Genomic DNA, 25,334 nt, shown 5'->3' with positions numbered 1-25,334 from the left:
CGTATTCTCGCTGGCTTTCTCGTCATAAATTAGATGCACGAACCTACACACTGCGGCCAGCTGGGTATATCTCAAGCAGGGATAAATAAAACCAGAACAAACCCACATTAATATTATTTATGGATAATAAAATGATACGCAAATTGAACGCCAACAAGCCATTGAGAATAGCTGAGTTGGCGTTATCTGACTTAAACCAGGCAGCGAATATAGACGGTAACCTCTGCCTGTCTATCGCCCGGAACCCGCACCCAGGACAACGAATCAACGGTGATTGGCGCCATTTCATTTTCTAAGCGTAATAAAGGCGTACTGCCATCTGGCGTACCTGTGCTTTCCGCTATCTCGAGAACGCCCCGAAATGAAATGGATACGTTGTCTGGAATATTAGACAACCTAATCCATTCGCTGCCGATCGCTAACTTTCGCGTAAACATTCGCTATCCTTGGCGCGTGGTTTATATCCGATACATTGATATGTAGATCAATACATTGTTCGAATTATCAGCACACTGCTCAGTTCGTCAGTTAAGTATTACTTACCTGAAGAAAATGGAAGTGGTAAAACTCATTCGATATGTGCTTTACAAATTCAACTGTGAGGTTATGTTTGATGAAAGTTAACTTTGCAAACTCAACATCACCATACACCCGGATACAGAAGGGGTTAACAATCTCTCCCTGAATGCCAAAGCACTCCTGAAGTCTGGTGTCATCCATAAAAATAAAATTACCGTCTCTTACCTTAATTTTTTCATGCAGACCTCGCCATTTTTCCGGCGTAAGCAAAAAGCTTTCCCAGCCATTATTTCTCAATACCTCGATCGTATGAGTAAACTTAAAATAGTCGTTTTGCATTGTTACATCACCACTCGAAGTCGAGTACAGGTATTCTATTTTAAATTTAAGCTGTGCATTGAGGCTTTTTTTCTTTCCTTCATCAATTAACCACTGAAGCTCATTGACGATACTCCTTGAAAAGAGTTTTCTTTTTTTAGCGATGGCCAGCCAATGCATAATAAAAAGATGTTCTGACATTTTAGAGTTAATCTTACGATCCTGTGTTGCGATACCGATTGCAACTAATGCACTCCAGGTAAACGCTTCCAGGTCATCCTGATAATGGTGTCGTAACGTACTAACTTTTCCTGAATCTTTTACCACTGAAACCTGCCCAAATAAATCATTATTTCATGTCAACCTTGCATCATTCCATTTAAAAAACTACTACAACTAAAAACCTCAAAATATGATCCAGATTAATTTATCTCAATGTAAAATAAGAGACATGAAACACATTATCTTTATTAATCATTAATAGTTGAAAGGTTGACCGCAAATAATAAGAACAGCTCAATAAAGCTGAAAGATAATAATAATCACCAGCAATCAATGCAACAACATATCAAACCAGAAAACCTCCAGATTCAATGAATCGGAGGTTTGCCTGTGCCTGCAATTGTTAATAGAAAATACCGATGATCAGAGTATGAGTAACAAAACCTACGATCAACGGCACGGCGGTCCGTTTCACCACATCAAATGGGGTTATTTTGGCTCCGCTGGAAACGGCAATCACCACGCCGGATACCGGTGAAATTGCCCGTCCCATATGCGATGCCTGCTGCATCGGCAGGATCATGGCAACAGCATTAGCCCCCATGCTGGCGGCGATTTGCGGGATGAGCTCAACAAAGGCGAGGAATGGCGCATTTCCCGAGCCCATAATGATAGCCGCGGCCAGCGTCACCAACGCAAATACCACCGCCATGGCAAACGGTGGTAACCCCACGTGTTCAGCCATCAGTATAAGTTGGTCGATAGCACCGATAACCTTAATGCCATGAGCAAAAACCCCCGCCGCCACCAACAGTCCAACCACGCCAGTAAACGCAGTGCCCATTCCCTTAAGGAAATGGCTGAATCCTTCGCATACCGACTTTAAATCACGCACCCGCAGCCACTCGATCAGCATACAGATTGCCATTGAAATGAGGACAATGGTGATAATATTCAGGTTAATACCGCTGACGAACATCTCGGATGATCCCACTGCCATCAGAATTGGTAGCATCGGAAGCAGCGAGTAAAATGCCGGAGCTTTTCCTGAGTCAGTCACCTCAGCGCTACCGATTTCCCGTGGTAACGTCCCCGCTTTACGGTCACAATGTCGCTGCCAAAAAAAATGGCAAACGCCGACGACCAGAACCGTTGCCAGCGCGGCGGGTCCCTGGTGGTAGACAACATATTCCACCACATCCATATTGACCGCTTTAGAGCCCCGGATAGCATCGATTGCCGTCGGGGTGTAAGCCACGCCAAGCGAAGTGGCAATAACCCCGGCAGCCGAAGCCGCAGAAAGCCCTAATCCCAGCATAATGGGGAACATCGTCCCCATCAGCAATACGGCAAGCCCGGTTGCTGAAGGAATGGCCAACTGCAGGAGGCTGGCGAGCAGGTAGGAGAAAAAGAGCAGCACATAGGGTGAACGCAGCGTCCGTAAGGGTTTCGTGACGACGCGCACGACAGCTTCATTTGCCCCGATGTGGTCCATGTAATGCGCAAATCCCATTAACGCCATGATCATCAGGCCGAGATCGGCGGCACGGGTGCTGAAGAGATCGCGCATCACCTCGAAAGGATCAAGGAAGGAAATCCCCGTACTGGCAACGCCCTTCGGTAATACCGTCCCCCATCCGGTTAACGCGGTGCAAATCATCAGAACTAAGCCCGCAATAAATAGCACAGGTTCAGCGCGATAACCTTTCAGAATCAGACGCGCCACCATCACGATAACCAGAAGCGCGATTAATACCTGAATCATGGCTGAGCTCTCCGCTGCGAGAACTCAGTATACGTTTCCTCAATGACCGCCACCACGACATCGCTGGCAGCCCGTAAGGAACGCACCGGCAGATACTCATAAATTGAATGGAAGTTATGAGCACCGGTAAAAATATTTGGGCACGGCAATCCTTTTTGCGACAGAACCGCGCCATCATACCCGCCACGCATAGCGACAGGGGCTGGGGTAATGCCACATTTCTGATAAGCGCGCAATGCAATATCAATCGGATAGCGCGCATCACCCTGCAGGCTATTAAACACATTCTGATAGCGATCGGCTAAATGACAGACCACGCTGTTTTCTCCCCACAGCGCACAGGTGCTTACGGCAAGCTGACGGATAAACGCCATTCGCGCCTTATAACCTTCTTCACTGAAGTCGCGGATATCCAGCTTAAGGACCGTACGGGCGCTGTTACCCTGTAGCTGTTTTACCCAGTAATAACCTTCGCGCCCTTCCGTATACTCAGGCGCTTCTCCCCCTGGTAGCATCGCAATAAACTTATGCGCCATCAGCAGCGAGTTCTTGAGCTTACCTTTGGCCGACATCGGGTGTGCGGACTGCCCGGTAAAGATGATTTCCGCATCACCCGCATTCCAGTTTTCGTAAACAAACTCACCGATACCGCAGCAGTCCAGGGTATAGCCAAAATCAGCACCAAATGCCGCAACATCAAACGCTTTTGCGCCACGCAGGCCCTGTTCCTCGTCCGGGACAAAACCGACTTTCACCGGCCCATGTTTAATCTCCGGATGCGTAATCAGATACTCCAGGGCATTCATAATTGCGGCGATGGCGGCTTTATCGTCTGCTCCTAACAGACTGGTTCCATCCGTTACCAACAGGTCATCACCGATATAATTTTTCAGTTCTGGAAATTCACTTTCGCGCAGGTAAATATTCAGCTCTTTGTTCAGGCATAAATCCCCCCCGCGATAATGCAGACGCTGTGCTTTGGTGTCAGCGGTCTGTTCCGCACTGGTATCCAGATGACCAAAAAAGGAGACCACCGGGATCGCGTCATCGGTATTGCCAGGTAAGGTTGCCGTCACAATAGCGGTATCCCTGACCTCAATGTTTTCCATTCCTAATGCTTCAAGTTCTGCTGCAAGCAGTTTTGCCAGTTCCATTTGACCTGGGGAAGAAGGCATTATCCCATTAGCGCCGTTTTCCCTTGATGTCGTGGTATTGATTTTCGTGTAGTTTATAAAGCGTTCAACAATATCCATTCCAGGTGATCCTTAATGTATCATTTAAGAGGTACTGCGAGAGAAGACCAGCATGCAGCGCGGGTTGATGAATCTGAAAACCGAATAAAATCAGCGTTCATCCCAGAACGCTGATTTTATGGGCACTACGACAACGATTTATATAAAGGAAGATAAAAAGGCCAGTGGTTGTACCTGTGATTAAAAACTCCTTTCTGATTGATGAAATCATATTCCCTGTCTGTTTTTACTGCTATTTCCCATGGTGTTGAGCTAACAGAAGTCATAAATAGTATACGTATACCTAAGAGATAATAGAAATCATTTAGATTCCTGTATTCTGCACCGGTATAAGATGTACCATCGCTATATTTTTTTAATGAACGAATACTGTTACAGCTACATGCAACCGTTTGCACTTCTCTACAAATAGCCAGTTAGCGCACTAAAATCCGTGAACAAAATCACAATTACTTCAAAATCACGCTTTTCTCATTATCATGAAAAACAGTTAGTTATAAGAGAAATCATATAATACCCCTATAAATTAAGGTGGATTCATACTATTCACAATGGAATATGTTCATGGTGTTACTATTTCAATATTACAAAACCCGTTGAACAAAGATCTCACAAGACATTATTAAAAAGGCTCCAACAACAATATTAATATTTTATTCAAAGTGCTTAACAAATTTATCCACATACAAAAAAAACCTCTCCCCTGAGAAGAGATTCAGGGCAGAGGTAATACGGGTGTTAAGGACATATTTATAGTTTTAATGATAACAGAAGAGCTTCTTGCAGGATCGAGTATACACACTTAGCAGCATTAAGAAAATTCTTAAAACAATGAAATTAAAAATTTAATTTAAAACCACTTTTATAATCAAGAAGTATTTATCAAAGCAAAAAAGCAAGCAACAGAAAACTTTAATCGCATTAATCAATGATGTCATAATAATTAAACAGCAACGCTGCGTGGCTAACGATGACGATATTTACGATGTTCAAATATTAAATTATATTGATACATCAACGCATTTTCACATAACAAGAATTAAAAAGTCGTTAAATAAGCAAAATACACTTTTTCGTTACTGATCACACTTCTTCCACAGGGAGATTCCCCCTGCTGTTCCTTGCTGGTATGATTCAGCAGGTAAATACCTTCTAACTCAACCCGAGGCTTTGATGCTGGAGAATGTAATCATCTGATAATCAGCTTCCCGACCTTTTCAGGCCGGACTGGTTATCAATGCGCCGAAATCGAATGCGGACACCGCTGTGTGTTTGCACGTTTTGCACATGATGATTAAACAGGTTTTCCAGTATGAATTTATCCCGTCAGGAACAACGTACCTTACACGTTCTCGCCAAAGGTGGTCGTATTGCTCACGTCCGCGATGCCTCAGGCCGCGTCACTTCCGTCGAATGCTATAGCCGCGAAGGATTGCTTCTCTGCGACTGCACACTCGACGTATTCAAAAAGCTCAGAACCAAAAAGCTGATCAAATCCGTCAATGGTCAGCCCTACCGTATCAATACTACCGGGCTGAACAACGTTCGCGCCCAACTGGATAATCGCTAAGGAGAGAGAAATGGATATCCCGAAGATTTTTACAATCAGCGAAAGCGCACATCGCATTCATAATCCGTTCACCGCGCAGAAATACGCCACGTTAGGTCAGGCTTTGCGAATGGCCTCAGGCACCCGCATCCTGGACCTTGGCAGCGGATCGGGTGAGATGTTGTGCACCTGGGCACGCGATCATAATATTTCCGGCGTAGGTCTCGATATGAGCATGCTGTTCAGTGAGCAAGCCACTCTACGAGCCAAAGAATTGGGCGTCACTGAGCGCGTGCGTTTTATTCATGCCGATGCAACAGGTTATATCGCTGAAGAAAAATTCGATATTGCCGCCTGCGTTGGCGCAACCTGGATTGCAGGCGGCGTTGCCGGAACGGTCAGACAGCTGGAACAAAGTCTCAAACCCGGCGGGATCATACTCATCGGCGAACCATACTGGCGTCAGATGCCCGCAACGGAGGAGATTGCCCAGACTTGCGGCGCGACGTCAGTGACTGATTTCCTCTCTCTGCCGGAACTCGTTTCGTCTTTCGACCAGCTCGGTTATGACGTGGTTGAAATGGTACTGGCTGACCAGGAGGGTTGGGACAGATACGAGGCGGCAAAATGGTTAACGATGCGCCGGTGGCTGGAGGCAAATCCGAACGATGACTTTGCCCCGGAAGTCAGAGAACAACTGAGAGGTTCACCAGCACGCCACGTTGCATTCACCCGTGAATACATTGGCTGGGGCGTGTTCGCACTTATGCAGAGGTAATAGGTAAAGTCGGTATAGCCAGGCAGGTTGTACCGACTTTCTCATGGCTTACTTCATTAATACTTCAACAAATTTAGCCAGCCATTGCGGATGCGCGGGCCATGCCGGCGCGGTAATCAGATTGCCATCAACGTGGGCCTGGTCAATACCGATGTCTGCGTAATGTCCACCGCTCAGACGAACCTCTGGCGCACAGGCCGGATAGGCGCTACAGGTCCGATTTTCTAACACCCCCGCCGCCGCTAACAGCTGAGGCCCATGACAAACCGCGGCGATAGGTTTACCGGCTGCGTTGAAATCTTGCACCAGCTTGATGACATCCGGATTCAACCGGAGATATTCCGGAGCACGTCCGCCAGGGATCAGCAGCGCGTCGTAATCTGCGGCCCGCGCCTCGGCAAAATTCGCATTCAACGTAAAACGATGCCCGGGCTTTTCACTGTAGGTCTGCGCCCCATCAAAATCATGAATAGCGGTTTGAACGTAGTCACCCAGGCTTTTATCCGGACAGACAGCATCAACACGATGGCCCAGCATTTGCAGTGCCTGAAAAGGCACCATCGTTTCATAATCTTCGACATAATCTCCGACCAGCATCAGTATCTTCTTCATTCACATCCCCCGCTCACGATTATTAATGATGAGAAATAATGGCCATCTTTACTATAGCCCACGCATTTCACGGCATTAATAAATACAACAGAACACGCCGTCACCCGACGTCAGAAAGTAGTTATCCTTGTCCCTCCATCAGATACAGGCATGTGATGATTCACCGCCGGCTGAACCCATTTTATTCTCTATAATGATGCCGTGATTGCACCAGTATTAAATACTATTCTGAATAATGGCGGCCTTTACAATATTCTATTTATCAAAGAAATATGAGAATCCTGCCATACATCCTCAGGGCTAATAAATCCTTTCGGATTATATGCAATGCTAATTCCGGCATTGTTGAAGCAAGCGTAGACGAGTTCGGAGCAGATGTATTCCCTGTCCTTTTTCGATTTTCCCTTCCCAAGTGCTATCCTCGCAAGGATGCGTGCTATTTCTTCTTTATCATATGGACGGGTTAGTTCATTAAGACCAAAAGCGGCTACTTGCTCAACGGCAGACTTAGACAACGCATCATACCTGGCGAGAACAACCCGGCCTTTGTAAGGTTTCCCAATATCATCATAATCTGATAAGTATTTTGATAATGGAGCAAGCCGTACCCCCATATCTTCCACGCTTTCCAGGAGCAACACCCGATCTATTTGCGGTAAAACAAAAACAATCCCCACATGGCTCCATGGTGAATCAGTCATCTTTTCAATTGCTTTTGATACCAGGTAGTCTCCGGAGGCGAAAAAAAGGTCACCTGATTTTAACGTTTCACGCAACGTGGCATAATTAACCACTTTCATCGCTTTGACTTGTGCTAAATCAATATGATTTGGCATGTGAACCTCGAACAGAAAAAGGATGGCATTAAAAGTTTATCCAACCTGCTGCTATATCTCTCTACGACGAAATAACGATACCGGATCTCTTTTTACGGCCGAGGGCGCCCTTGACGGCACGCCCTGTTGTTAATACCCGAAATAGCAATGTGGTTCGTCGTCTGATTTATTCCCCATCACTCCCAGGCCCGCTCAGATTTCGCGGCATCAAACTGCGGCGGCGGCTTACGAAAACGTCCGGTCAGCCAGGCAAGGTACACCAGCCCAACACCGGCCCATACCAGTCCCAGCGTCAACGATGTCACCTCCAGATTCACCCACAGTACGGCAACGGTGGCGGCACCGACCATTGGCAATACCAGATAGTGCAACTTCTCTTGCCAGGTATGCTTGCGTCCTTCACGACGCCAGAAGTGGTTAAACACGGAGAGATTAACGAACGTAAAGGCCACCAGCGCGCCAAAATTAATCAACGCCGTAGCGGTCACCAGATCAAAAAACAGGGCCGACAGCGCCACAATCCCGACCATAATGACGTTCAGCGCGGGTGTACGCCATTTCGGATGAACATAGCCAAAGTACTTCTCCGGGAAGACATTATCGCGGCCCATCACGTATAGCAGACGCGAAACACTGGCATGCGACGCCAGACCTGACGCCAGCGTATTCACAAAGGTGGTACACAGGAAAATTGACTGGAACAGTTTACCGCCGACGTACAACGCAATCTCCGGCAGCGCCGCATCCGGGTCTTTAAATCGGCTAATGTCCGGAAAGAACAACTGCATAAAGAACGAAGCGGCAATGAAGATCAGTCCGCCGTACAGCGCGGTGAGGAAAATAGCTTTTGGGATGGTACGTGCGGCATCCGGCGTCTCTTCAGAGAGCGTCGTTACCGCATCAAAGCCGAGAAACGAGAAACAGACAATGGTCGCCCCGGTGATAATCGGAATCAAATGCGCATTCTGGCTGATAAACGGTTGCAGCGACCAGACGGTCCCTACCCCCTCGCCTTTGTGCAGCCCCTGTACCACGAGGAAAATGAACACCACGATTATCGCCACCTGTACCAGAACAAACAGCGCATTGAAGTTCGCCACCAGGTTAACACTTTTCAAATTGGCCGCGGTGAGGATCGCCACGAACATCACTACCCAAATCCATGGCGCAACCCCCGGGAACAGCGCGGAAAGGTAAATTTTCGCCAGTAGGACGTTAATCATCGGCAGGAAAAGATAGTCAAGCAGTGACGACCAGCCGACCATAAACCCCACATGCGGATTAATCGCTTTTTGCGCGTAGGTATAGGCCGAACCGGCTTGTGGAAACTGGCGCACCAGCTTCCCATAACTGATGGCGGTAAACAGTACTCCCGCCAGGGCCAGCAGATAAGAGGCCGGAACATGGCCGTTGCTGATACCCGAAACAATGCCAAAGGTGTCAAACACCGTCATCGGCGTGAGATAGGCCAGCCCCATCACCACCACCTGCCACAGCTTCAGGGATTTTCGCAGCTGTGCTTTGCCCGGCTGGGCAGCATGATCCGCAGAAGGATTAGTCGACATAGCTTTCCTCCCCGCGACGAGCCCTGATCTGCGTTCGAAACGTGGGTACAGCAGACCTGGGTCGTGTCGGGGAGGAGAGCCATAAGAAAGGCGTCAATGTTGCACCGCACAGGAGCTGTCCGTACTTACTGCGGGAGCCATGGATGCTCACGCGGGGCTGTTTTTTAAACATAGGCATCATCACATTTCCTCGTCACAAACTCTGTCGGTTATCTGAAGACCCGTTGTCGCCCGCGCTCCATTACGCGACATCCGGGAAATGGCAGGTGATCCTGCAATTTTTACGGGCTGGCTCCGCTCAGCCCGCATGATGCAACTTCTTTATTAATGACCTGTATAACGGTCAGGCGTTTTTCAGCATCCACTCAATTTCGGTGTCGGTTATCAGGCGTTCAAACTGGATCAGCTCATCGTTTTTACAGGCATGATACACATGGCTAAAACGCTCCCCGAGCAATTCACGCAGATTGTCATTTTGCATGAACTCCCACAGCGCATCGCTCTGGCGGATAGGAAACGGTAGCCCTTCCTGCTCAAGTCCGTTGCCTTCCACCTCATCCTGCAACGGCAGTTCGTTATCCAGACCGTGGAGGATCCCCGCCAGAATGGTCGACATCACCAGGTACGGGTTAGCATCCGCCCCCGCCACGCGATATTCAACCCGATGGTTATCACGATCGCCGCAGGGAATACGCAGCGCCACCGTACGGTTGTTGTGCCCCCAGGAAGCCTGGGTCGGAACATACATCCCCGGCTGGAAACGGCGATAAGAGTTCACGTTCGGCGCCAGCAACGCCATTGACGCGGGCATCAGATCAATCATCCCGGCAAGCGCACGCTTAAGTAATGCGGAATCATCGCCATTCGCATCTGCCAGCACGTTCTCGCCTTTGTTATTCATAATGCTGATGTGGATATGCATCCCGCTACCGGCATGCTCCTCATAAGGCTTTGCCATAAACGTGGCATGCATCTTGTGTTTTTCTGCCACCAGCCGTACCAGGCGTTTCAGCGCCAGCGCGTCGTCGCAGGCGTCGAGTACGTTATCGGTATGGTAGAGATTGATTTCAAACTGCCCCGGGGAGGCTTCAGCTACCGCGCCGTCTGCCGGGATCAGCTGCAAACGGGCCAGTTCATCGATATCGTTGAGCACATCTGCAAAGTGGTTCAGGTTATCAACAGAGTAAACCTGACTTTGGGTATTACGATCGTCCGTTCCCGGCGCGCACGGCGGCTGCAGATAACCTTCGGGATCGCGCTTACGATCGAGTAAATAGAACTCCAGCTCTACCGCTACGACGGGGAACAGACCGCGCTGGCGTAGTTTCTGCCAGAGTCGGTTAAGTACGTTCCGCGGCTCAACGTCAAAGGGAGCGCCATCTTCATCCAGCATCGTCAACATCATCTGCGCAATAAACTCCGGATCGGCGGCCGAAGGGGTTAACGTGCCGGCCACCGGAACACAGGTCCGATCCGGTTCGCCAAGCTCCTGGCCTAATCCCGCCTCTTCGACCACATTGCCAAGAATATCCATCGCGAAAACGGATGCCGGGAAATAGCAGCCTTTCTCTAATTTATGTAATCCTGCAACCGGAAGACGCTTACCGCGAAAACAGCCATTAAGGTCGGTTAACAGCACATCCACATACTGCGTATTGGGATACCGTTCCAGATACTGTTTAACTTCACGCGCAAACGCGCTACTTCGTCTCTCTTCAGAATGCTGAACAAAATTCTCAACTTCTACGATATTGGTTTCCATGATTCACCGCCGTTGGCCTGGTAAGCTGTTCTGTGATTTGACTGTTAAATATAATGTCCACTCTTCGACTCTGGATGCAAACAAATTGTTTGTCAAATGTTAAATTAAGTTTGCTAGAAGGTTATTCCGCTGCTAGATTGAGAAAATAATGAACGGAATGGCGCAACAAGGAACCGTTTGGCAATAATTTATTCCAAAACGTGAGGTCGATCATGGGCAATATATTTGACAAGCCAGTTATTGGTGTCGTGATGTGCAGGAACAGGCTTAAGGGTCACCAGACCCAGACTCTGCAAGAAAAGTACCTGAATGCGGTATTAAATGCCGGTGGATTACCGATAGCGCTTCCCCATGCGCTCGCGGAACCCGAATTGCTAAACGCACTGTTACCGAAACTGGATGGTATCTTCCTGCCAGGAAGCCCAAGCAATGTGCAGCCGCACCTCTATGGTGAAAATGGCGATGAGTCTGACGCCGATCCCGGGCGTGATCTTCTGAGCATGGCGCTAATTACCGCCGGGCTCGAAAGGCGCATTCCCATTTTCGCCATCTGCCGGGGCTTACAAGAATTAGTTGTCGCCACTGGCGGGACTCTGTATCGTCGCCTGTGCGATCACTCACAGTTCCTGGAACATCGTGAAGATGCAGAACTCCCGGTGGAGCAGCAATATGCGCCATCTCATGAAGTTCAGGTTCAACAGGGAGGATTGCTATCTCAGTTAATACCAGGTTGCAGCACGTTTTGGGTTAACTCCCTGCATGGTCAGGGCGCAAAAACACTTGGCCCGCAGCTGCGCGTGGAAGCACGCTCGCAGGATGGATTAGTGGAAGCTGCCAGCGTCCATGACCATCCTTTCGCGCTCGGCGTGCAGTGGCACCCGGAATGGAACAGTAGCGAATACGCCCTGTCGCGTTTGTTACTTGAAGGTTTTATCACCGCTTGTCAGAACCACCTCGCTGAAAAACAGCGACTCTGACCACTACTGTTAAGGAAATGCAATTATGAGCGATGACGGCCTGGCGCCGGGTAAACGTTTGTCAGAGATCCGCCAGCAATTGGGTCTTTCGCAGCGTCGTGCCGCCGAACTGTCTGGGTTAACGCATAGCGCCATCAGCACCATAGAGCAGGATAAAGTCAGTCCTGCCATCAGTACGCTGCAAAAGCTATTGAAAGTATATGGGCTGTCGCTCTCCGAGTTCTTCGCGGAACCGGAAAAGCCTGACGAACCGCAGGTGGTTATCAATCAGGAAGATTTGATTGAGATCGGGAGTCAGGGAGTATCCATGAAGCTGGTACACAACGGAAATCCGAATCGTACGCTGGCAATGATGTTTGAAACCTATCAGCCAGGCACGACAACCGGGGAGAGAATTAAACACCAGGGTGAAGAGATTGGCACAATACTGGAAGGTGAAGTGATACTGACCGTCAATGGTCAAACGTATCCTCTGGTTGCAGGACAAAGTTATGCCATAAACACCGGCATACCTCATAGTTTCAGCAACACCTCGGCAGGGATCTGCCGCATCATCAGTGCCCACACTCCCACCACTTTCTAATAAGTAGCGGCCTGAGTTTCTCAGGCCTTCTTAAGTAACGCGCATTAACAGGGTACATCCCTGGGGCATCGTGCAGCCTGATTTTGCCTGAAAAAGAACAGCAACGAACTTTATCTTATTGATATAAAAGGAGTAGCTATGAACTTTCAGAATCTTAAATATTGGCGTGAGAAAGCCAGCCATTATTCGCCGGAAACCCGTTTATTTATTAACGGCGAATATTGTACCGCCGCTGATAACGAAACCTTTATTACGCTGGATCCGGCAGGACAACGTCCACTGGCTAAAGTCTCCCGCGGTAAAAAAGCGGATGTGGACCGCGCGGTCACCGCAGCCCGTACCGTATTTGAACGCGGGGACTGGTCGCAAGCCTCACCCACGGAGCGCAAAGCGGTACTGCACAAACTCGCCGATTTAATGGAGCAGCATCACGAGGAACTGGCGCTACTGGAAACGCTCGATACCGGTAAACCGATTCGCCATAGCCTGCGTGATGATATTCCAGGCGCCGCACGTGCCATCCGTTGGTACGCCGAGGCGATAGATAAAGTCTATGGCGAAGTTGCCACCACCTCGGTGAACGATCTGGCGCTGATTGTGCGCGAACCGGTGGGCGTGATTGCGGCTATCGTCCCGTGGAATTTTCCCCTGCTGCTGGCCTGCTGGAAACTTGGCCCGGCACTGGCTGCCGGCAATAGCGTGATCCTCAAACCTTCCGAAAAATCACCGCTGACCGCCATTCGCCTGGCTGCGCTGGCTAAAAAAGCGGGTTTGCCCGATGGCGTTCTCAGCGTTGTTAGCGGCTATGGTCACGAAGCGGGCCAGGCGTTGTCGCTGCATCCGGATGTCGATGTGATCACCTTTACCGGCTCGACCCGCACCGGCAAGCAACTGCTCAAAGACGCGGGCGACAGCAATATGAAACGCGTCTGGCTGGAGGCCGGAGGTAAAAGCGCCAACATCGTGTTTGCCGACTGTCCGGATCTACCGAAAGCCGCCGCGAATGCTGCGGCAGGTATCTTCTATAACCAGGGTCAGGTCTGTATCGCCGGTACGCGTCTGCTGCTGGAAGAGAGTATTGCCGATGAGTTCATCGCGCTGCTGAAAGAGCAGGCGAAAAACTGGCAGCCCGGCAACCCACTGGATCCGGAAACCACGATGGGCACGCTTATCGACAACGCGCATGCCGACACCGTGCACGGTTTTATTCGCGACGGTGAAGCGCAAGGCACGCTGGCGCTGGATGGCCGCAGCCACGTACATCCGGCGGCTATCGGCCCGACTATTTTTGTCGATACCGCGCCGCAAACCCACGTCAGCCGCGATGAGATCTTCGGTCCGGTACTGGTCGTCACCCGTTTTAGCAGCGAAGCCGAAGCCCTGGCGCTGGCCAACGACAGTGACTACGGCCTGGGCGCTGCGGTCTGGACCCGCGATTTGTCGCGCGCCCACCGTATGAGCCGGCGCCTGAAGGCCGGTTCGGTCTTCGTGAATAACTACAACGACGGTGATATGACCGTGCCGTTCGGCGGCTATAAGCAAAGCGGTAACGGACGCGATAAGTCCCTGCATGCGCTGGAAAAATTTAGCGAACTGAAAACCATCTGGATCTCCCTGGAGTCTTAATCATGACTGAACATACCAGCAGTTATTACGCCGCAAGCGCCAATCAGTACGAACCGTTTCCCACCCTCAGCGAATCGGTGAGCTGTGATGTTTGCGTCGTGGGCGGTGGCTATACCGGTCTCTCCTCAGCCCTGCACTTAGCCGAGATGGGTTACGACGTGGTGTTACTGGAATCCGCGCGGATTGGCTTTGGGGCCAGCGGACGCAACGGCGGTCAGTTGGTTAACTCTTACAGTCGCGATATCGACGTCATCGAACGCACCTACGGCCCGGATGCTGCCAAAATGCTTGGCAGCATGATGTTTGAAGGCGGCAATATCATCCGCGAACGCATCAAGCGTTATCAGATCGAATGCGATTATCGTCCCGGTGGGCTGTTTGTGGCGCTGAACCACAAACAGATGGAAACGCTGGAAGAACAGAAGTCGAACTGGGAACGCTACGGCAACACGCAGCTTGAGCTATTAGACAGCAGTGAAATTCGCCGCGAAGTCAGCAGCGATCGTTATGTCGGCGCGCTGCTTGACCACAGCGGTGGCCATATTCATCCGCTGAACCTGGCGATTGGCGAAGCTAACGCCATTCGTCTGAACGGCGGGCGCGTCTTTGAACAGTCGCCGGTTACCCGAATTCAGCACACCAGCCCGGCGGTGGTCAGCACGGAAAAAGGTCAGGTGACGGCCCGCTTTGTGATCGTCGCGGGCAATGCCTACCTCGGTGACAAACTGGAGCCTGCGCTGGCAAAAAGCAGCATGCCGTGCGGCACGCAGGTGTTAACCACCGAACCGCTGTCTGCGGAGATGGCGCGCTCGCTAATCCCGAAAAACTACTGTGTGGAAGATTGTAACTACCTGCTGGATTACTACCGTCTGACCGGCGATAACCGCCTGCTGTACGGCGGTGGCGTAGTCTACGGCGCTCGCGATCCGGACGATATTGAGCGTCTGGTGATGCCGAAACTGCTGAAGACCTTCCCGCAATTGCAGGGGATAAAAATTGATTACCGCTGGACCGGTAATTTCCTGTTAACGCTGTCTCGCATGCCGCAGTTCGGGCGTCTTGATACCAACATCTACTATATGCAGGGCTACAGCGGTCACGGCGTGACCTGTACCCACCTGGCAGGACGGCTGATTTCGGAACTGCTGCGCGGGGACGCCGAGCGCTTTGACGCGTTCGCCAAATTGCCGCACTACCCGTTCCCGGGAGGCCGCAGCCTGCGCATTCCGTTTACCGCCATGGGGGCGGCATACTACAGCTTACGCGATCGCCTTGGGGTTTAAGTTCTTCCGCGATAAACCCGACGCACAGGGCGGTCCCCCCTGTGCGTTTTTTTATTCCTGGGAAGCGAAAAACAGATAACAGCCACGAAAATAGCGCAACAGGAGATAACCACACTCTTTGCATTGCTTCTCTACTCCGATCGGATACGCTTTTTTAGATATTGCTGGCGGCGTGCGCCAGAACTCAACGGGGAAGAAACGCGTGCTATGAAAACGAATAACGAGGAGACCTTTTATCAGGCGATGCGCCGCAAAGGCGTGAGCAGACGTAGTTTTCTCAAATATTGTAGCCTCGCGGCTACATCGCTGGGGTTGGGAGCCGGAATGACGCCCAGAATTGCCTGGGCGCTGGAGAACAAACCCCGGATCCCGGTAGTCTGGATCCACGGGCTGGAATGTACCTGCTGCACCGAATCATTTATCCGCTCCTCTCACCCACTCGCCAAAGACGTCATCCTCTCCCTGATTTCCCTCGATTACGACGACACCCTGATGGCCGCCGCCGGAACGCAGGCCGAAGAGGTATTTGAAGACATTCTGAGCCGCTACCACGGCCGATACATTCTGGCAGTTGAAGGCAATCCTCCGTTGGGTGAACAAGGGATGTTCTGTATCAGCGGCGGGAGACCGTTTATTGAAAAACTAAAAAGAGCCGCCGCCGGTGCCAGCGCGATTATCGCCTGGGGAACCTGCGCCTCCTGGGGCTGCGTGCAGGCTGCCCGGCCTAACCCCACCCAGGCGACGCCGATCGATAAGGTGATCACCGATAAACCGATCGTGAAAGTGCCCGGCTGCCCGCCTATTCCTGACGTCATGAGCGCCATCATTACCTACCTGGTGACGTTTGGAAGGCTGCCTGAACTCGATCGTCTGGGGCGTCCGCTGATGTTCTATGGTCAGCGTATTCACGACAAATGCTACCGCCGCGCCCACTTTGACGCCGGGGAGTTCGTTGAGAGTTGGGACGATGACGCCGCCCGCAAAGGCTATTGCCTGTACAAAATGGGCTGCAAGGGACCAACCACCTATAACGCCTGTTCCACCACCCGCTGGAATGGCGGAGTTTCTTTTCCCATCCAGTCCGGCCACGGTTGTCTGGGATGTGCGGAAAACGGCTTCTGGGATCGCGGTTCGTTCTACAGTCGCGTGGTCGATATTCCACAGATGGGAACGCATTCCACCGCCGACACCGTGGGCCTCACCGCGCTTGGCGTCGTGGCTGCTGGCGTCGGCGTCCACGCGATCGCCAGCGCCGTCAATCAACACAACCGCCACAAACAGCAATTAGCCGACGCCGAACAACAGTCGCCAGAAAATAAGGATAAACAGGCATGAGCAGTTCGTATCAAACCCAGGGATATACGGTCAATAATGCCGGTCGCCGCCTGGTTGTTGACCCCATTACGCGCATCGAAGGTCATATGCGTTGTGAAGTGAACATTGATGAGCAGAACATCATCACCAACGCGGTTTCCTGCGGCACCATGTTCCGCGGGCTAGAAATCATTCTGCAGGGGCGCGACCCGCGCGATGCCTGGGCGTTTGTCGAACGAATTTGCGGGGTGTGCACTGGCGTTCATGCGCTCGCCTCGGTCTATGCCATTGAAGATGCTATTGGCATCAAGGTGCCTGACAACGCCAACATCATTCGCAATATTATGCTGGCGACGCTGTGGTGCCACGACCACCTGGTACACTTTTATCAGTTAGCCGGAATGGACTGGATTGACGTGCTGAATGCCCTGAAAGCAGACCCGCGCGCCACATCGCAGCTGGCGCAAAGCCTCTCAGCCTGGCCGATGTCTTCACCGGGCTACTTCTTTGACGTCCAAAATCGCCTGAAGAAGTTTGTCGAAGGTGGTCAGTTGGGGATTTTCCGCAACGGTTATTGGGGACATCCGCAGTACAAACTGTCGCCAGAGGCTAACCTGATGGGCTTTGCCCACTATCTGGAAGCGCTCGATTTTCAGCGCGAGATTATCAAAATCCATACGGTTTTTGGCGGTAAGAATCCGCATCCGAACTGGATTGTCGGCGGTATGCCGTGCGCGATTAATATCGATCAAAGCGGCGCGGTAGGCGCAGTCGATATGGAACGCCTTAACCTGGTACAGTCGATAATCACCCGCACCGCTGACTTCATCAATAACGTCATGGTGCCTGACGCATTGGCTATCGGCCAGTTCAATAAACCCTGGAGCCAGATTGGCACCGGACTTTCTGATAAGTGCGTCTTAAGTTACGGCGCGTTCCCGGATATCGCCAATGATTTCAGCGCGAAGAGCCTGTTGATGCCAGGCGGTGCGGTTATTAACGGTGATTTTAACAACGTCATGCCGGTAGACCTGGACGATCAACAGCAAATTCAGGAGTTTGTCGATCATGCCTGGTATCGTTATCCGGACGATCAATTAGGTCGCCACCCGTTCGAAGGGATTACTGAACCCTGGTATAACCCGGGCGATGTCAAAGGCAGCGATACTGATATCAAGCAGCTCAACGAACAGGAACGCTACTCGTGGATTAAAGCCCCGCGCTGGCGCGGACACGCCATGGAAGTTGGGCCGTTGGCGCGAACGCTGATTGCCTACCACAAAGGGGATGCCGCCACGATTGAATCGGTGGATCGTATGATGTCTGCGCTCAAGCTGCCGCTGTCGGGTATGCAGTCGACGCTGGGGCGTATTTTGTGCCGCGCACATGAAGCGCAGTGGGCCGTGAGCAAGCTGCAATATTTTTTCGACAAGCTGATGACCAACCTGAAAAACGGCAATCTGGCGACAGCGAATACCGAAAAATGGGAGCCAGCAAGCTGGCCTCAGCACTGCCGTGGGATTGGTTTTACCGAAGCGCCACGCGGAGCATTAGGCCACTGGGCATCGATTCGCGACCAGAAGATCGACCTGTATCAATGCGTGGTGCCGACCACCTGGAATGCCAGCCCGCGCGATCCGAAGGGACAAATTGGCGCTTACGAGGCGGCGCTGATGGGCACCCAAATGACGATACCGGATCAACCCCTGGAGATCCTGCGCACCTTGCACAGCTTCGACCCCTGCCTGGCATGTTCAACCCACGTACTCGGCGACGACGGCAGTGAACTTATCGCCGTCCAGGTTCGCTAAGCGTTAAGGAACGGAACGATGACTGGAAAAACATCCCCACGCGTCGGGGAGGCGCGTGATACCGCCACCAGCCACTATGTGTTTGAAGCGCCAGTACGCTTGTGGCACTGGCTGACGGTGGGCTGCATGTTGGTTTTGATGGTAACCGGATACTTCATTGGCCGACCACTGCCGTCGGTCAGCGGTGAGGCCACTTATCTATTCTATATGGGCGACATCCGACTGGTACATTTCGCCACCGCCATGGTGTTCACGGTAATACTGCTGATGCGCATTTACTGGGCCTTCGTTGGTAATCGCTATTCACGCGAGCTGTTTATCGTGCCGGTCTGGCGGCGCAGCTGGTGGCAGGGCGCGTATTCGGTGGTGCGCTGGTATCTGTTTCTGGAAAAAAAACCGGGAGATAATATCGGTCATAACCCCATCGCGCAGGCGGCGATGTGCGGTTATTTCCTGCTTTCCGTTTTTATGATCCTCACCGGTTTTGCCTTATACAGCGAACATAGCCAGTACGCCATTTTTACCCCCTTCCGCTATGTGACGGAGTTTTTCTACTGGACCGGCGGAAACTCTCTCGACATCCACAGCTGGCACCGCTTAGGAATGTGGTTCATCGCCGCCTTCATTCTGGGTCATGTGTATATGGCTATCCGTGAGGACATCATGTCTGACGAGACCGTCATCTCAACCATGATTAACGGCTTTCGTAGCCACAAATTTGCCAAACGTCAGCACGACAAGAAGGCGTCATGAGCGAACCTAACGTCATCGTGATGGGCTTAGGCAACCTGCTGTGGGCAGACGAAGGGTTTGGCATTCGGGTCGCCGAACGCCTGTACGCCCACTATCACTGGCCGGAATGGGTAGAGATTGTCGACGGCGGCACGCAAGGGTTAAATCTGCTGGGCTACGTTGAGCAGGCCAGCCATTTGCTGCTGCTGGACGCCATCGACTACGGACTCGCGCCGGGCACTCTACAAACCTACGCCGGTGACAAAGTCCCCAGTTACCTCAGCGCTAAAAAAATGAGTCTGCACCAGAACAGCTTTTCCGAAGTCCTGGCTCTGGCGGATATTCGCGGTCATCTGCCCGCACACATCGCTCTGGTGGGACTACAGCCGGTACAACTTGACGACTATGGCGGTAGCCTGACCGACACCGCGCGCGCTCAACTCCCGGCGGCGGAACAGGCCGCGCTTACGCAACTGGCCGCATGGGGTATTGCGCCACAGACAATCGATGAAACGCGTTGCCTGAACTATGAATGTCTGTCGATGGAAAACTATGAAGGCGTGCGTATTCGCCAGTATCACGTAACGCTGGAGAAATAAGCAACATGTTGAATGACAAACCATTTTCTGCATTATGGCAACGTATGCTGGCTAAGGGTTGGCAACCGCTAGCCGCGTCTGATCTGGATGACTGGGCAACCCGTGTGGGCAATGGCGTGGTCCTGCTCAGTAGCGATCCCCGCCGCACGCCGGAAGTCAGTGATAACCCGGTAATGATTGCCGAATTGCTCCACGAGTTTCCCCAGTTTGACTGGCACATCGCCATGGCGGATCTTGAGCACAGCGAGACGATTGGCGATCGTTTTGGCGTATTTCGCTTCCCGGCCACACTGGTATTTATCCACGGCGAGCTGCGCGGCATTCTCAGCGGCATCCACCCGTGGGCCGATTTGCTCAACCTGATGCGCCCCTTAGTCGAAGAACGTATGCCCCGGGAGTCTGCAAGATGAGTGATTCCTTTTTTCATTTATTGGGACCGGGAACGCAGCCGGGCGATGACAGCTTCAGCATGAATCCCTTGCCCCTCACCTGCCAGGTCAATGGCAACCCCAGCATGGCGACACTGGAAAACTGTCCTCACAGCCCGGCGGTGATGGCATTGTTAGCAGACGTGCGCCACCAGCTCACCCAAAGAATTCTCGCCAAACAGGACGTGCTGGGATGGGATCTAACCGCGCTCAACGCAGACGATCTCACCTTTCTGAATACACTGCTCGGCGAAGGCGAAGTTTCAATACGCATCCAGCATGCTGACGGCAGGGCGAGCGAGATACAGGAGTCAATTTTCTGCGGGATCTGGCGGGTGCGTTGTCAGAATAACAAAGGGCAATGGCAGGAACACCTGGAAGCAGGCAGTGCGCCACGGGCGCTATGGCAGGCGGCAGCAATCAATACGCTGCCGGACGATAGCCTGCTGCCTCCACCTATAGACGGGTTGATGAATGGCCTGACGCTGGCTCAGGAACTGCTGGCGCACGTACGCGATCTGGCAGCGCAACCACATAGCATTAACCTCACCCAACTGCCGATTAGCGACGCAGATCGTCTGTTCCTTGCCCGCCTGTGTGGCGAAGGGCACATTCAGATCCGCACTATCGGCTACGGCGAGAGCCAAATCGACGCCACCGCGCTACGCCATGTCTGGCATGTGCGCTGTCTGGATACCCTGAAAGGGCTTCTGCTCGAGAGTTATGAGATCTGTCCATTACCGGAACTGGTGTTGGCTGCACCGGAAGATCTGCTCGACTCGCTCCAGCATCTGGATGAAGTCTACAGCTGGCTGGCTTCCGGCCCGCCTGCCTGATCCCCCTCTTTAGACCCGCGTACTTTTCTACCGCGGGTCTGGCGTTTTCTCCCTTACCTATTCACTCTCTAATGCCTGATGGAGTTCGCATGTGGGACGTCATTGACCTATCGCGCTGGCAGTTTGCGCTGACCGCGCTGTACCATTTTCTGTTTGTTCCCCTGACCCTGGGGCTGATTTTTTTGCTGGCCATCATGGAAACCCTGTTCGTGGTGACCGGCAAAACAGTCTACCGCGACATGACGCGTTTCTGGGGAAAGTTATTCGGGATTAACTTTGCGCTCGGCGTGGCAACCGGACTGACCATGGAGTTTCAGTTCGGTACTAACTGGTCGCTCTATTCCAACTATGTGGGCGATATTTTCGGTGCCCCACTGGCGATGGAAGCCTTGATGGCTTTCTTTCTTGAATCCACCTTCGTCGGGCTGTTCTTCTTCGGCTGGCAGCGCTTAAACAAGTACCAGCATTTGCTGGTGACCTGGCTGGTCGCATTTGGCTCCAATATCTCGGCCCTGTGGATCCTCAACGCTAACGGCTGGATGCAATATCCAACAGGCGCTCACTTTAATATTGATACCCTGCGCATGGAGATGAGCAGTTTCAGCGAGCTGGTCTTTAACCCCGTCAGCCAGGTGAAATTTGTCCATACCGTGATGTCCGGTTATGTCACAGGTGCCATGTTTGTGATGTCCATCAGCGCCTGGTATCTGCTGCGCGGTCGCAATCGCGAGTTCGCCCGGCGCTCCTTCGCGGTGGGTTCCGTCTTCGGTACGCTAGCTATTCTTGGCACCCTGCAACTGGGTGATAGCTCAGCCTATGAGGTTGCCCAACTCCAGCCGGTAAAACTGGCGGCAATGGAAGGCGAATGGCAAACCGAACCGGCACCAGCGCCCTTTCATGTCATCGCCTGGCCACAGCAGGAACAAGAGCGTAACGCCTTTGCTGTGAAGATACCGGCCCTGCTGGGTATCCTGGCGACCCACTCTTTAGATACGCCGGTTCCGGGGCTAAAAAACCTGATGGCGGACGCACTCCCCCGCCTGCAGCGGGGTCGGGAAGCGTGGTTGCTGATGCAGGAAATAGCCAACGGTAATCGCACGCCTCAGATACTGAACGCTTTTCACGCGGTGAAAAATGATCTGGGTTACGGCATCCTGTTGGCGAACTACGCGCCAGACATGAACCACGTTACGCCAGCGCAATATCAGGCCGCGCAACGCGGCGCTATCCCGCAGGTGGCCCCCGTGTTCTGGAGCTTTCGCATCATGATTGCTTGCGGCTCACTTCTGCTGCTGATGATGGCGATTGGGCTGATACAGACCTTACGCTGGCGTATCGACCAGCATCGCTGGGTACTGCGCATGGCGCTGTGGAGCCTACCGCTGCCGTGGATTGCCATCGAAGCGGGCTGGTTTATGACGGAGTTTGGTCGTCAGCCATGGGCGATTCAAGATATTTTGCCAACATGGTACGCCCACTCCGCGCTGAGCGCAGGCCAACTGGCCTTCTCTATGGGGCTAATCCTCACGCTTTACACCCTGTTTTTAATTGCCGAAGTCTACCTGATGCAAAAATACGCGCGTCTTGGTCCGGATGCGATGCAACGTCAACAACCGGCACAGCAACAGGGATAAAGGAGACAATGATGTTGGATTATGAAACGTTGCGGCTCATATGGTGGCTGCTGATTGGCATTATTCTGGTGGCCTTTATGGTCACTGACGGGTTTGATATGGGGGTCGGCTGCCTGTTGCCGTTAATCGGGCGCAACGATGATGAACGTCGGGTGTTAATCAATAGCGTCGGGGCGCACTGGGAAGGTAACCAAGTGTGGCTCATTCTGGCGGGCGGCGCATTATTCGCGGCCTGGCCGCGGGTCTATGCCGCGGCATTTTCAGGGTTTTATGTGGCAATGATTCTGGTGCTGTGCGCCCTTTTCTTTCGCCCGTTGGCCTTTGATTATCGCGGTAAAATTGCTAATGCACGCTGGCGCGTCATGTGGGACGCCGGGTTGGTTATTGGCAGCCTGGTCCCCCCGGTTATCTTCGGCGTCGCATTCGGCAACCTGTTTTTAGGGGTGCCTTTTGTGTTCACGTCGCAGCTTCATGTGCAATACCTCGGCACCTTCTGGCAGTTGCTTTCTCCTTTTGCCCTGCTATGCGGTGCATTAAGCCTGATGCTGGTTATTCTGCAAGGGGGCGTGTGGCTCCAGTTGAAAACCGACGGCATTCTTCACCGGCGTGCGCGCTCTGCCACCCACCGCAGCGCGATGTTGGTGGTACTCTGCTTTCTGTTAGCCGGTTACTGGCTATGGACGGGGATCGACGGCTATGTGTTGCTTAGTCAGAATCCTAATGGCCCTTCCAATCCGCTATTAAAAACGGTAACGATATTACCAGGCGCGTGGATGGCGCACTTTTATCATTCACCACTGCTGTTAATTATTCCGCTGCTTGGCATGATTTTCCCGATGCTCGCGATCTATGCCTGCAGGCAAGGTCGGACCGTATGGGGATTTTTGTGCGCTTCACTGACCCAGGCCTGCGTGATCTTTACCGCTGGAATCACCCTGTTTCCATTTGTGATGCCTTCAAGCGCATATCCGCTCTCCAGCCTGACTGTGTGGGACAGTACCTCCAGCCAGATGACGCTCAGCATCATGCTGGTTATTGTGCTGATTTTTCTACCGATAGTTCTGCTTTACACCGTGTGGAGTTATTACAAGATGCTGGGACGAATCAACGTAGAAACGATCCGCCGCCACAATCACGAACTTTACTAGGGAGGAATGTACGATGTGGTATCTGTTTTGGTTTGTCGGCATTCTGTTGATGTGCGCGCTCTCTACGCTAGCGCTGGTCTGGCTTGAGTCGCGACAGAAATAATTCTGAAACCGGAGGGAGTGCCATACAGCCTCCGGTTATTGTTGTCGTCATTCCGTATGACGAAAGAGCGGCCTGGAATTTCAGTAATAATTAAGCCTTACCACCACGTCCGCGCTAAAAGGCCCGGTTTTAACATCCTGACCCGATACCTTTTGTAAGTTCGCGGTGAAATAATTTTTCAGGATTGAATCCACTTTTACATCATCAATCTTCCAGGCTGCATTGTAGGGAACATATTTTCCGAAAGTATCTGAAATCGATAATCCTAACCCGTTATTCAGGTTGAGAGACCCATCCGCATTCATCACCGGAGTGGCTGGATCAAAGTACATATTAATACCGAATGGAGCACTGACAGCAATGGTACACCCTTTACTCTTTTTAATTAACGTGGTGAATTTCCTTTGTAACTTCATCCCTTTTTCCATATCACTTATTTTAACTGTACCAAAGTCAATCGTATCCGGGATAACCGATACATCCATCGAACAGGGAATATAGGTTATATTCGGGGTATACAGACTAATAACACCTCGTGAGGCTGAGAAGTTCGACTGGATCATTACAAATAAACTCTGAAATCCGCCAGATAAATACGTACCTGAAACAGGGATTTTACCCATACTTCTGTCTACCTTAACGTCAAACCAGATCGATATGTCCTTACTTAAGGATGGGTTATATCCGGTAGACGTATAACCTATTGTTTGGCTCATCGGATTATCGTACGCAATGCCATCAACATACACAGTTAGCTTAACGCCATTTCTTACGTTTAAAAATGCATTATAGTCAGCCGTTGTAGCTACCACGACTGGTGTTGGAAAATCGCTATAAATGCCCTTATCGCAACTTACTTTCTTAGTTATTTTTGGTGATGTATATAGCACCGTCCCGTCCGGTGTATCTGCCGGAATTGCCATTTGAGGTACAGTAAGATCCAGATAATTTCCACCATCAAAGTTACAGCCTGTAGCATAAGCAGGGAGCATCATGAAATAACCACCGCCAAAAATAAATAACAACATTATAACTCTTAACATGTGATACCCCCGAAACCTCTCCATCAGCATGGAGAATA

General features: G+C 51.6%; 24 protein-coding genes. 15 read left to right on the top strand and 9 right to left on the bottom strand.

All coding sequences use genetic code 11. The annotated features are described in order from the left end of the window. Nucleotides 1-191 precede the first annotated feature (191 nt). The 4 genes from OGV94_RS14935 to pepT all read right to left on the bottom strand — a co-directional run bounded on the left by OGV94_RS14935 (nt 192) and on the right by pepT (nt 4,077). Nucleotides 192-437 carry a hypothetical protein gene (locus OGV94_RS14935; RefSeq protein WP_043015321.1) on the bottom strand — a complete coding sequence of 82 codons (246 nt, stop codon included), beginning with the start codon at nt 435-437 and terminating at the stop codon, nt 192-194. 91 nt (nt 438-528) lie between these two features. Continuing rightward, complete coding sequence (locus tag OGV94_RS14930; RefSeq protein ID WP_200007627.1) at nt 529-1,164, bottom strand: DUF2913 family protein; 636 nt, start codon at nt 1,162-1,164, stop codon at nt 529-531. Between the two features lie 298 nt (nt 1,165-1,462). Next, nucleotides 1,463-2,824, bottom strand: a complete 1,362-nt coding sequence (dcuC, locus tag OGV94_RS14925) for a C4-dicarboxylate transporter DcuC (RefSeq protein WP_286523684.1) — start codon at nt 2,822-2,824, stop codon at nt 1,463-1,465. Continuing rightward, nucleotides 2,821-4,077 (bottom strand): peptidase T, encoded by a 1,257-nt coding sequence (gene pepT, locus OGV94_RS14920; protein ID WP_047413179.1) that lies wholly within the window; start codon nt 4,075-4,077, stop codon nt 2,821-2,823. Before pepT ends, dcuC begins: the two co-directional genes overlap by 4 nt. Before the next feature lie 1,312 nt (nt 4,078-5,389). Here pepT and OGV94_RS14915 point away from each other — a divergent pair. Together OGV94_RS14915 and OGV94_RS14910 are read left to right on the top strand one after the other, a co-directional pair. After that, nucleotides 5,390-5,647 carry a YjhX family toxin gene (locus tag OGV94_RS14915; RefSeq protein WP_003021255.1) on the top strand — a complete coding sequence of 86 codons (258 nt, stop codon included), beginning with the start codon at nt 5,390-5,392 and terminating at the stop codon, nt 5,645-5,647. Nucleotides 5,648-5,657: 10 nt separating this feature from the next. Next, nucleotides 5,658-6,404, top strand: coding sequence for an SAM-dependent methyltransferase (locus tag OGV94_RS14910; RefSeq protein WP_080625665.1), 747 nt, complete (start codon nt 5,658-5,660; stop codon nt 6,402-6,404). Nucleotides 6,405-6,452: 48 nt separating this feature from the next. On the opposite strand, the gene OGV94_RS14905 is transcribed toward OGV94_RS14910, so the two are convergent. From OGV94_RS14905 to OGV94_RS14890, 4 genes are all read right to left on the bottom strand, one after another. Then, on the bottom strand, nt 6,453-7,016 hold the full coding sequence (locus OGV94_RS14905) for a DJ-1/PfpI family protein (RefSeq protein ID WP_047413184.1): 564 nt from the start codon (nt 7,014-7,016) through the stop codon (nt 6,453-6,455). Nucleotides 7,017-7,261: 245 nt separating this feature from the next. Beyond that, nucleotides 7,262-7,852, bottom strand: coding sequence for a YiiX/YebB-like N1pC/P60 family cysteine hydrolase (locus OGV94_RS14900; protein ID WP_051642623.1), 591 nt, complete (start codon nt 7,850-7,852; stop codon nt 7,262-7,264). Nucleotides 7,853-8,028: 176 nt separating this feature from the next. After that, nucleotides 8,029-9,417, bottom strand: coding sequence for an APC family permease (locus tag OGV94_RS14895; RefSeq protein ID WP_047413195.1), 1,389 nt, complete (start codon nt 9,415-9,417; stop codon nt 8,029-8,031). A gap of 343 nt (nt 9,418-9,760) precedes the next feature. Then, nucleotides 9,761-11,179 (bottom strand): glutamine synthetase family protein, encoded by a 1,419-nt coding sequence (locus OGV94_RS14890; RefSeq protein WP_043015314.1) that lies wholly within the window; start codon nt 11,177-11,179, stop codon nt 9,761-9,763. 212 nt (nt 11,180-11,391) lie between these two features. Here OGV94_RS14890 and puuD point away from each other — a divergent pair, with 212 nt between their 5' ends. The 13 genes from puuD to cbdX all read left to right on the top strand — a co-directional run bounded on the left by puuD (nt 11,392) and on the right by cbdX (nt 24,253). After that, complete coding sequence (gene puuD, locus OGV94_RS14885) at nt 11,392-12,156, top strand: gamma-glutamyl-gamma-aminobutyrate hydrolase (protein ID WP_043015313.1); 765 nt, start codon at nt 11,392-11,394, stop codon at nt 12,154-12,156. Nucleotides 12,157-12,181: 25 nt separating this feature from the next. Then, the gene (puuR, locus tag OGV94_RS14880) at nt 12,182-12,739 is read left to right on the top strand and encodes an HTH-type transcriptional regulator PuuR (RefSeq protein ID WP_047413199.1); all 558 of its coding nucleotides are present in this window, start codon (nt 12,182-12,184) and stop codon (nt 12,737-12,739) included. Between the two features lie 138 nt (nt 12,740-12,877). Continuing rightward, nucleotides 12,878-14,365 (top strand): aldehyde dehydrogenase PuuC, encoded by a 1,488-nt coding sequence (gene puuC / locus OGV94_RS14875; protein WP_080625668.1) that lies wholly within the window; start codon nt 12,878-12,880, stop codon nt 14,363-14,365. Between the two features lie 2 nt (nt 14,366-14,367). Continuing rightward, nucleotides 14,368-15,648, top strand: coding sequence for an NAD(P)/FAD-dependent oxidoreductase (locus OGV94_RS14870; RefSeq protein ID WP_080625669.1), 1,281 nt, complete (start codon nt 14,368-14,370; stop codon nt 15,646-15,648). Nucleotides 15,649-15,855: 207 nt separating this feature from the next. Continuing rightward, a complete protein-coding gene (gene hyaA / locus OGV94_RS14865) occupies nt 15,856-16,983 on the top strand; it encodes a hydrogenase 1 small subunit (RefSeq protein ID WP_047413205.1) in 1,128 nt (375 codons plus the stop codon). Beyond that, on the top strand, nt 16,980-18,773 hold the full coding sequence (gene hyaB, locus OGV94_RS14860; RefSeq protein WP_286523678.1) for a Ni/Fe-hydrogenase large subunit: 1,794 nt from the start codon (nt 16,980-16,982) through the stop codon (nt 18,771-18,773). The genes hyaA and hyaB overlap by 4 nt, the downstream gene beginning before the upstream one ends. 18 nt (nt 18,774-18,791) lie before the next feature. Beyond that, a complete protein-coding gene (gene hyaC / locus OGV94_RS14855; RefSeq protein WP_286523676.1) occupies nt 18,792-19,526 on the top strand; it encodes a Ni/Fe-hydrogenase b-type cytochrome subunit in 735 nt (244 codons plus the stop codon). After that, nucleotides 19,523-20,104, top strand: a complete 582-nt coding sequence (gene hyaD / locus OGV94_RS14850; protein WP_047413211.1) for a hydrogenase 1 maturation protease — start codon at nt 19,523-19,525, stop codon at nt 20,102-20,104. Before hyaC ends, hyaD begins: the two co-directional genes overlap by 4 nt. 5 nt (nt 20,105-20,109) lie before the next feature. Further along, complete coding sequence (gene hyaE, locus OGV94_RS14845) at nt 20,110-20,514, top strand: hydrogenase-1 operon protein HyaE (RefSeq protein WP_286523674.1); 405 nt, start codon at nt 20,110-20,112, stop codon at nt 20,512-20,514. After that, a complete protein-coding gene (locus OGV94_RS14840; RefSeq protein WP_286523672.1) occupies nt 20,511-21,368 on the top strand; it encodes a hydrogenase expression/formation protein in 858 nt (285 codons plus the stop codon). Before hyaE ends, OGV94_RS14840 begins: the two co-directional genes overlap by 4 nt. 89 nt (nt 21,369-21,457) lie before the next feature. Next, nucleotides 21,458-23,002 carry a cytochrome bd-II oxidase subunit 1 gene (appC, locus tag OGV94_RS14835; RefSeq protein WP_286523670.1) on the top strand — a complete coding sequence of 515 codons (1,545 nt, stop codon included), beginning with the start codon at nt 21,458-21,460 and terminating at the stop codon, nt 23,000-23,002. A gap of 11 nt (nt 23,003-23,013) precedes the next feature. Beyond that, nucleotides 23,014-24,150 carry a cytochrome d ubiquinol oxidase subunit II gene (appB, locus tag OGV94_RS14830; RefSeq protein WP_286523941.1) on the top strand — a complete coding sequence of 379 codons (1,137 nt, stop codon included), beginning with the start codon at nt 23,014-23,016 and terminating at the stop codon, nt 24,148-24,150. Between the two features lie 13 nt (nt 24,151-24,163). Continuing rightward, complete coding sequence (gene cbdX, locus OGV94_RS14825; RefSeq protein WP_003830863.1) at nt 24,164-24,253, top strand: cytochrome bd-II oxidase subunit CbdX; 90 nt, start codon at nt 24,164-24,166, stop codon at nt 24,251-24,253. A gap of 80 nt (nt 24,254-24,333) precedes the next feature. On the opposite strand, the gene OGV94_RS14820 is transcribed toward cbdX, so the two are convergent. Next, a complete protein-coding gene (locus OGV94_RS14820) occupies nt 24,334-25,296 on the bottom strand; it encodes a fimbrial protein (RefSeq protein WP_286523667.1) in 963 nt (320 codons plus the stop codon). Between the last annotated feature and the right edge of the window lie 38 nt (nt 25,297-25,334).

The sequence above is a fragment of the Citrobacter sp. Ce006 genome (assembly GCF_030336535.1).
GTDB classification, from domain to species: domain Bacteria; phylum Pseudomonadota; class Gammaproteobacteria; order Enterobacterales; family Enterobacteriaceae; genus Citrobacter; species Citrobacter europaeus.
This window is presented reverse-complemented; position numbering and strand designations above follow the sequence as displayed.

Excerpts from the sequence above, each read along its gene's own strand:
- OGV94_RS14935 (WP_043015321.1), bottom strand. The coding sequence starts at position 437 with ATGTTTACGCGAAAGTTAGCGATCGGCAGCGAATGGATTAGGTTGTCT.
- dcuC (WP_286523684.1), bottom strand. The coding sequence starts at position 2,824 with ATGATTCAGGTATTAATCGCGCTTCTGGTTATCGTGATGGTGGCGCGT.
- pepT (WP_047413179.1), bottom strand. The coding sequence starts at position 4,077 with ATGGATATTGTTGAACGCTTTATAAACTACACGAAAATCAATACCACG.
- OGV94_RS14915 (WP_003021255.1), top strand. The coding sequence starts at position 5,390 with ATGAATTTATCCCGTCAGGAACAACGTACCTTACACGTTCTCGCCAAA.
- OGV94_RS14910 (WP_080625665.1), top strand. The coding sequence starts at position 5,658 with ATGGATATCCCGAAGATTTTTACAATCAGCGAAAGCGCACATCGCATT.
- OGV94_RS14905 (WP_047413184.1), bottom strand. The coding sequence starts at position 7,016 with ATGAAGAAGATACTGATGCTGGTCGGAGATTATGTCGAAGATTATGAA.
- OGV94_RS14900 (WP_051642623.1), bottom strand. The coding sequence starts at position 7,852 with ATGCCAAATCATATTGATTTAGCACAAGTCAAAGCGATGAAAGTGGTT.
- OGV94_RS14895 (WP_047413195.1), bottom strand. The coding sequence starts at position 9,417 with ATGTCGACTAATCCTTCTGCGGATCATGCTGCCCAGCCGGGCAAAGCA.
- OGV94_RS14890 (WP_043015314.1), bottom strand. The coding sequence starts at position 11,179 with ATGGAAACCAATATCGTAGAAGTTGAGAATTTTGTTCAGCATTCTGAA.
- puuD (WP_043015313.1), top strand. The coding sequence starts at position 11,392 with ATGGGCAATATATTTGACAAGCCAGTTATTGGTGTCGTGATGTGCAGG.
- puuR (WP_047413199.1), top strand. The coding sequence starts at position 12,182 with ATGAGCGATGACGGCCTGGCGCCGGGTAAACGTTTGTCAGAGATCCGC.
- puuC (WP_080625668.1), top strand. The coding sequence starts at position 12,878 with ATGAACTTTCAGAATCTTAAATATTGGCGTGAGAAAGCCAGCCATTAT.
- OGV94_RS14870 (WP_080625669.1), top strand. The coding sequence starts at position 14,368 with ATGACTGAACATACCAGCAGTTATTACGCCGCAAGCGCCAATCAGTAC.
- hyaA (WP_047413205.1), top strand. The coding sequence starts at position 15,856 with ATGAAAACGAATAACGAGGAGACCTTTTATCAGGCGATGCGCCGCAAA.
- hyaB (WP_286523678.1), top strand. The coding sequence starts at position 16,980 with ATGAGCAGTTCGTATCAAACCCAGGGATATACGGTCAATAATGCCGGT.
- hyaC (WP_286523676.1), top strand. The coding sequence starts at position 18,792 with ATGACTGGAAAAACATCCCCACGCGTCGGGGAGGCGCGTGATACCGCC.
- hyaD (WP_047413211.1), top strand. The coding sequence starts at position 19,523 with ATGAGCGAACCTAACGTCATCGTGATGGGCTTAGGCAACCTGCTGTGG.
- hyaE (WP_286523674.1), top strand. The coding sequence starts at position 20,110 with ATGTTGAATGACAAACCATTTTCTGCATTATGGCAACGTATGCTGGCT.
- OGV94_RS14840 (WP_286523672.1), top strand. The coding sequence starts at position 20,511 with ATGAGTGATTCCTTTTTTCATTTATTGGGACCGGGAACGCAGCCGGGC.
- appC (WP_286523670.1), top strand. The coding sequence starts at position 21,458 with ATGTGGGACGTCATTGACCTATCGCGCTGGCAGTTTGCGCTGACCGCG.
- appB (WP_286523941.1), top strand. The coding sequence starts at position 23,014 with ATGTTGGATTATGAAACGTTGCGGCTCATATGGTGGCTGCTGATTGGC.
- cbdX (WP_003830863.1), top strand. The coding sequence starts at position 24,164 with ATGTGGTATCTGTTTTGGTTTGTCGGCATTCTGTTGATGTGCGCGCTC.
- OGV94_RS14820 (WP_286523667.1), bottom strand. The coding sequence starts at position 25,296 with ATGTTAAGAGTTATAATGTTGTTATTTATTTTTGGCGGTGGTTATTTC.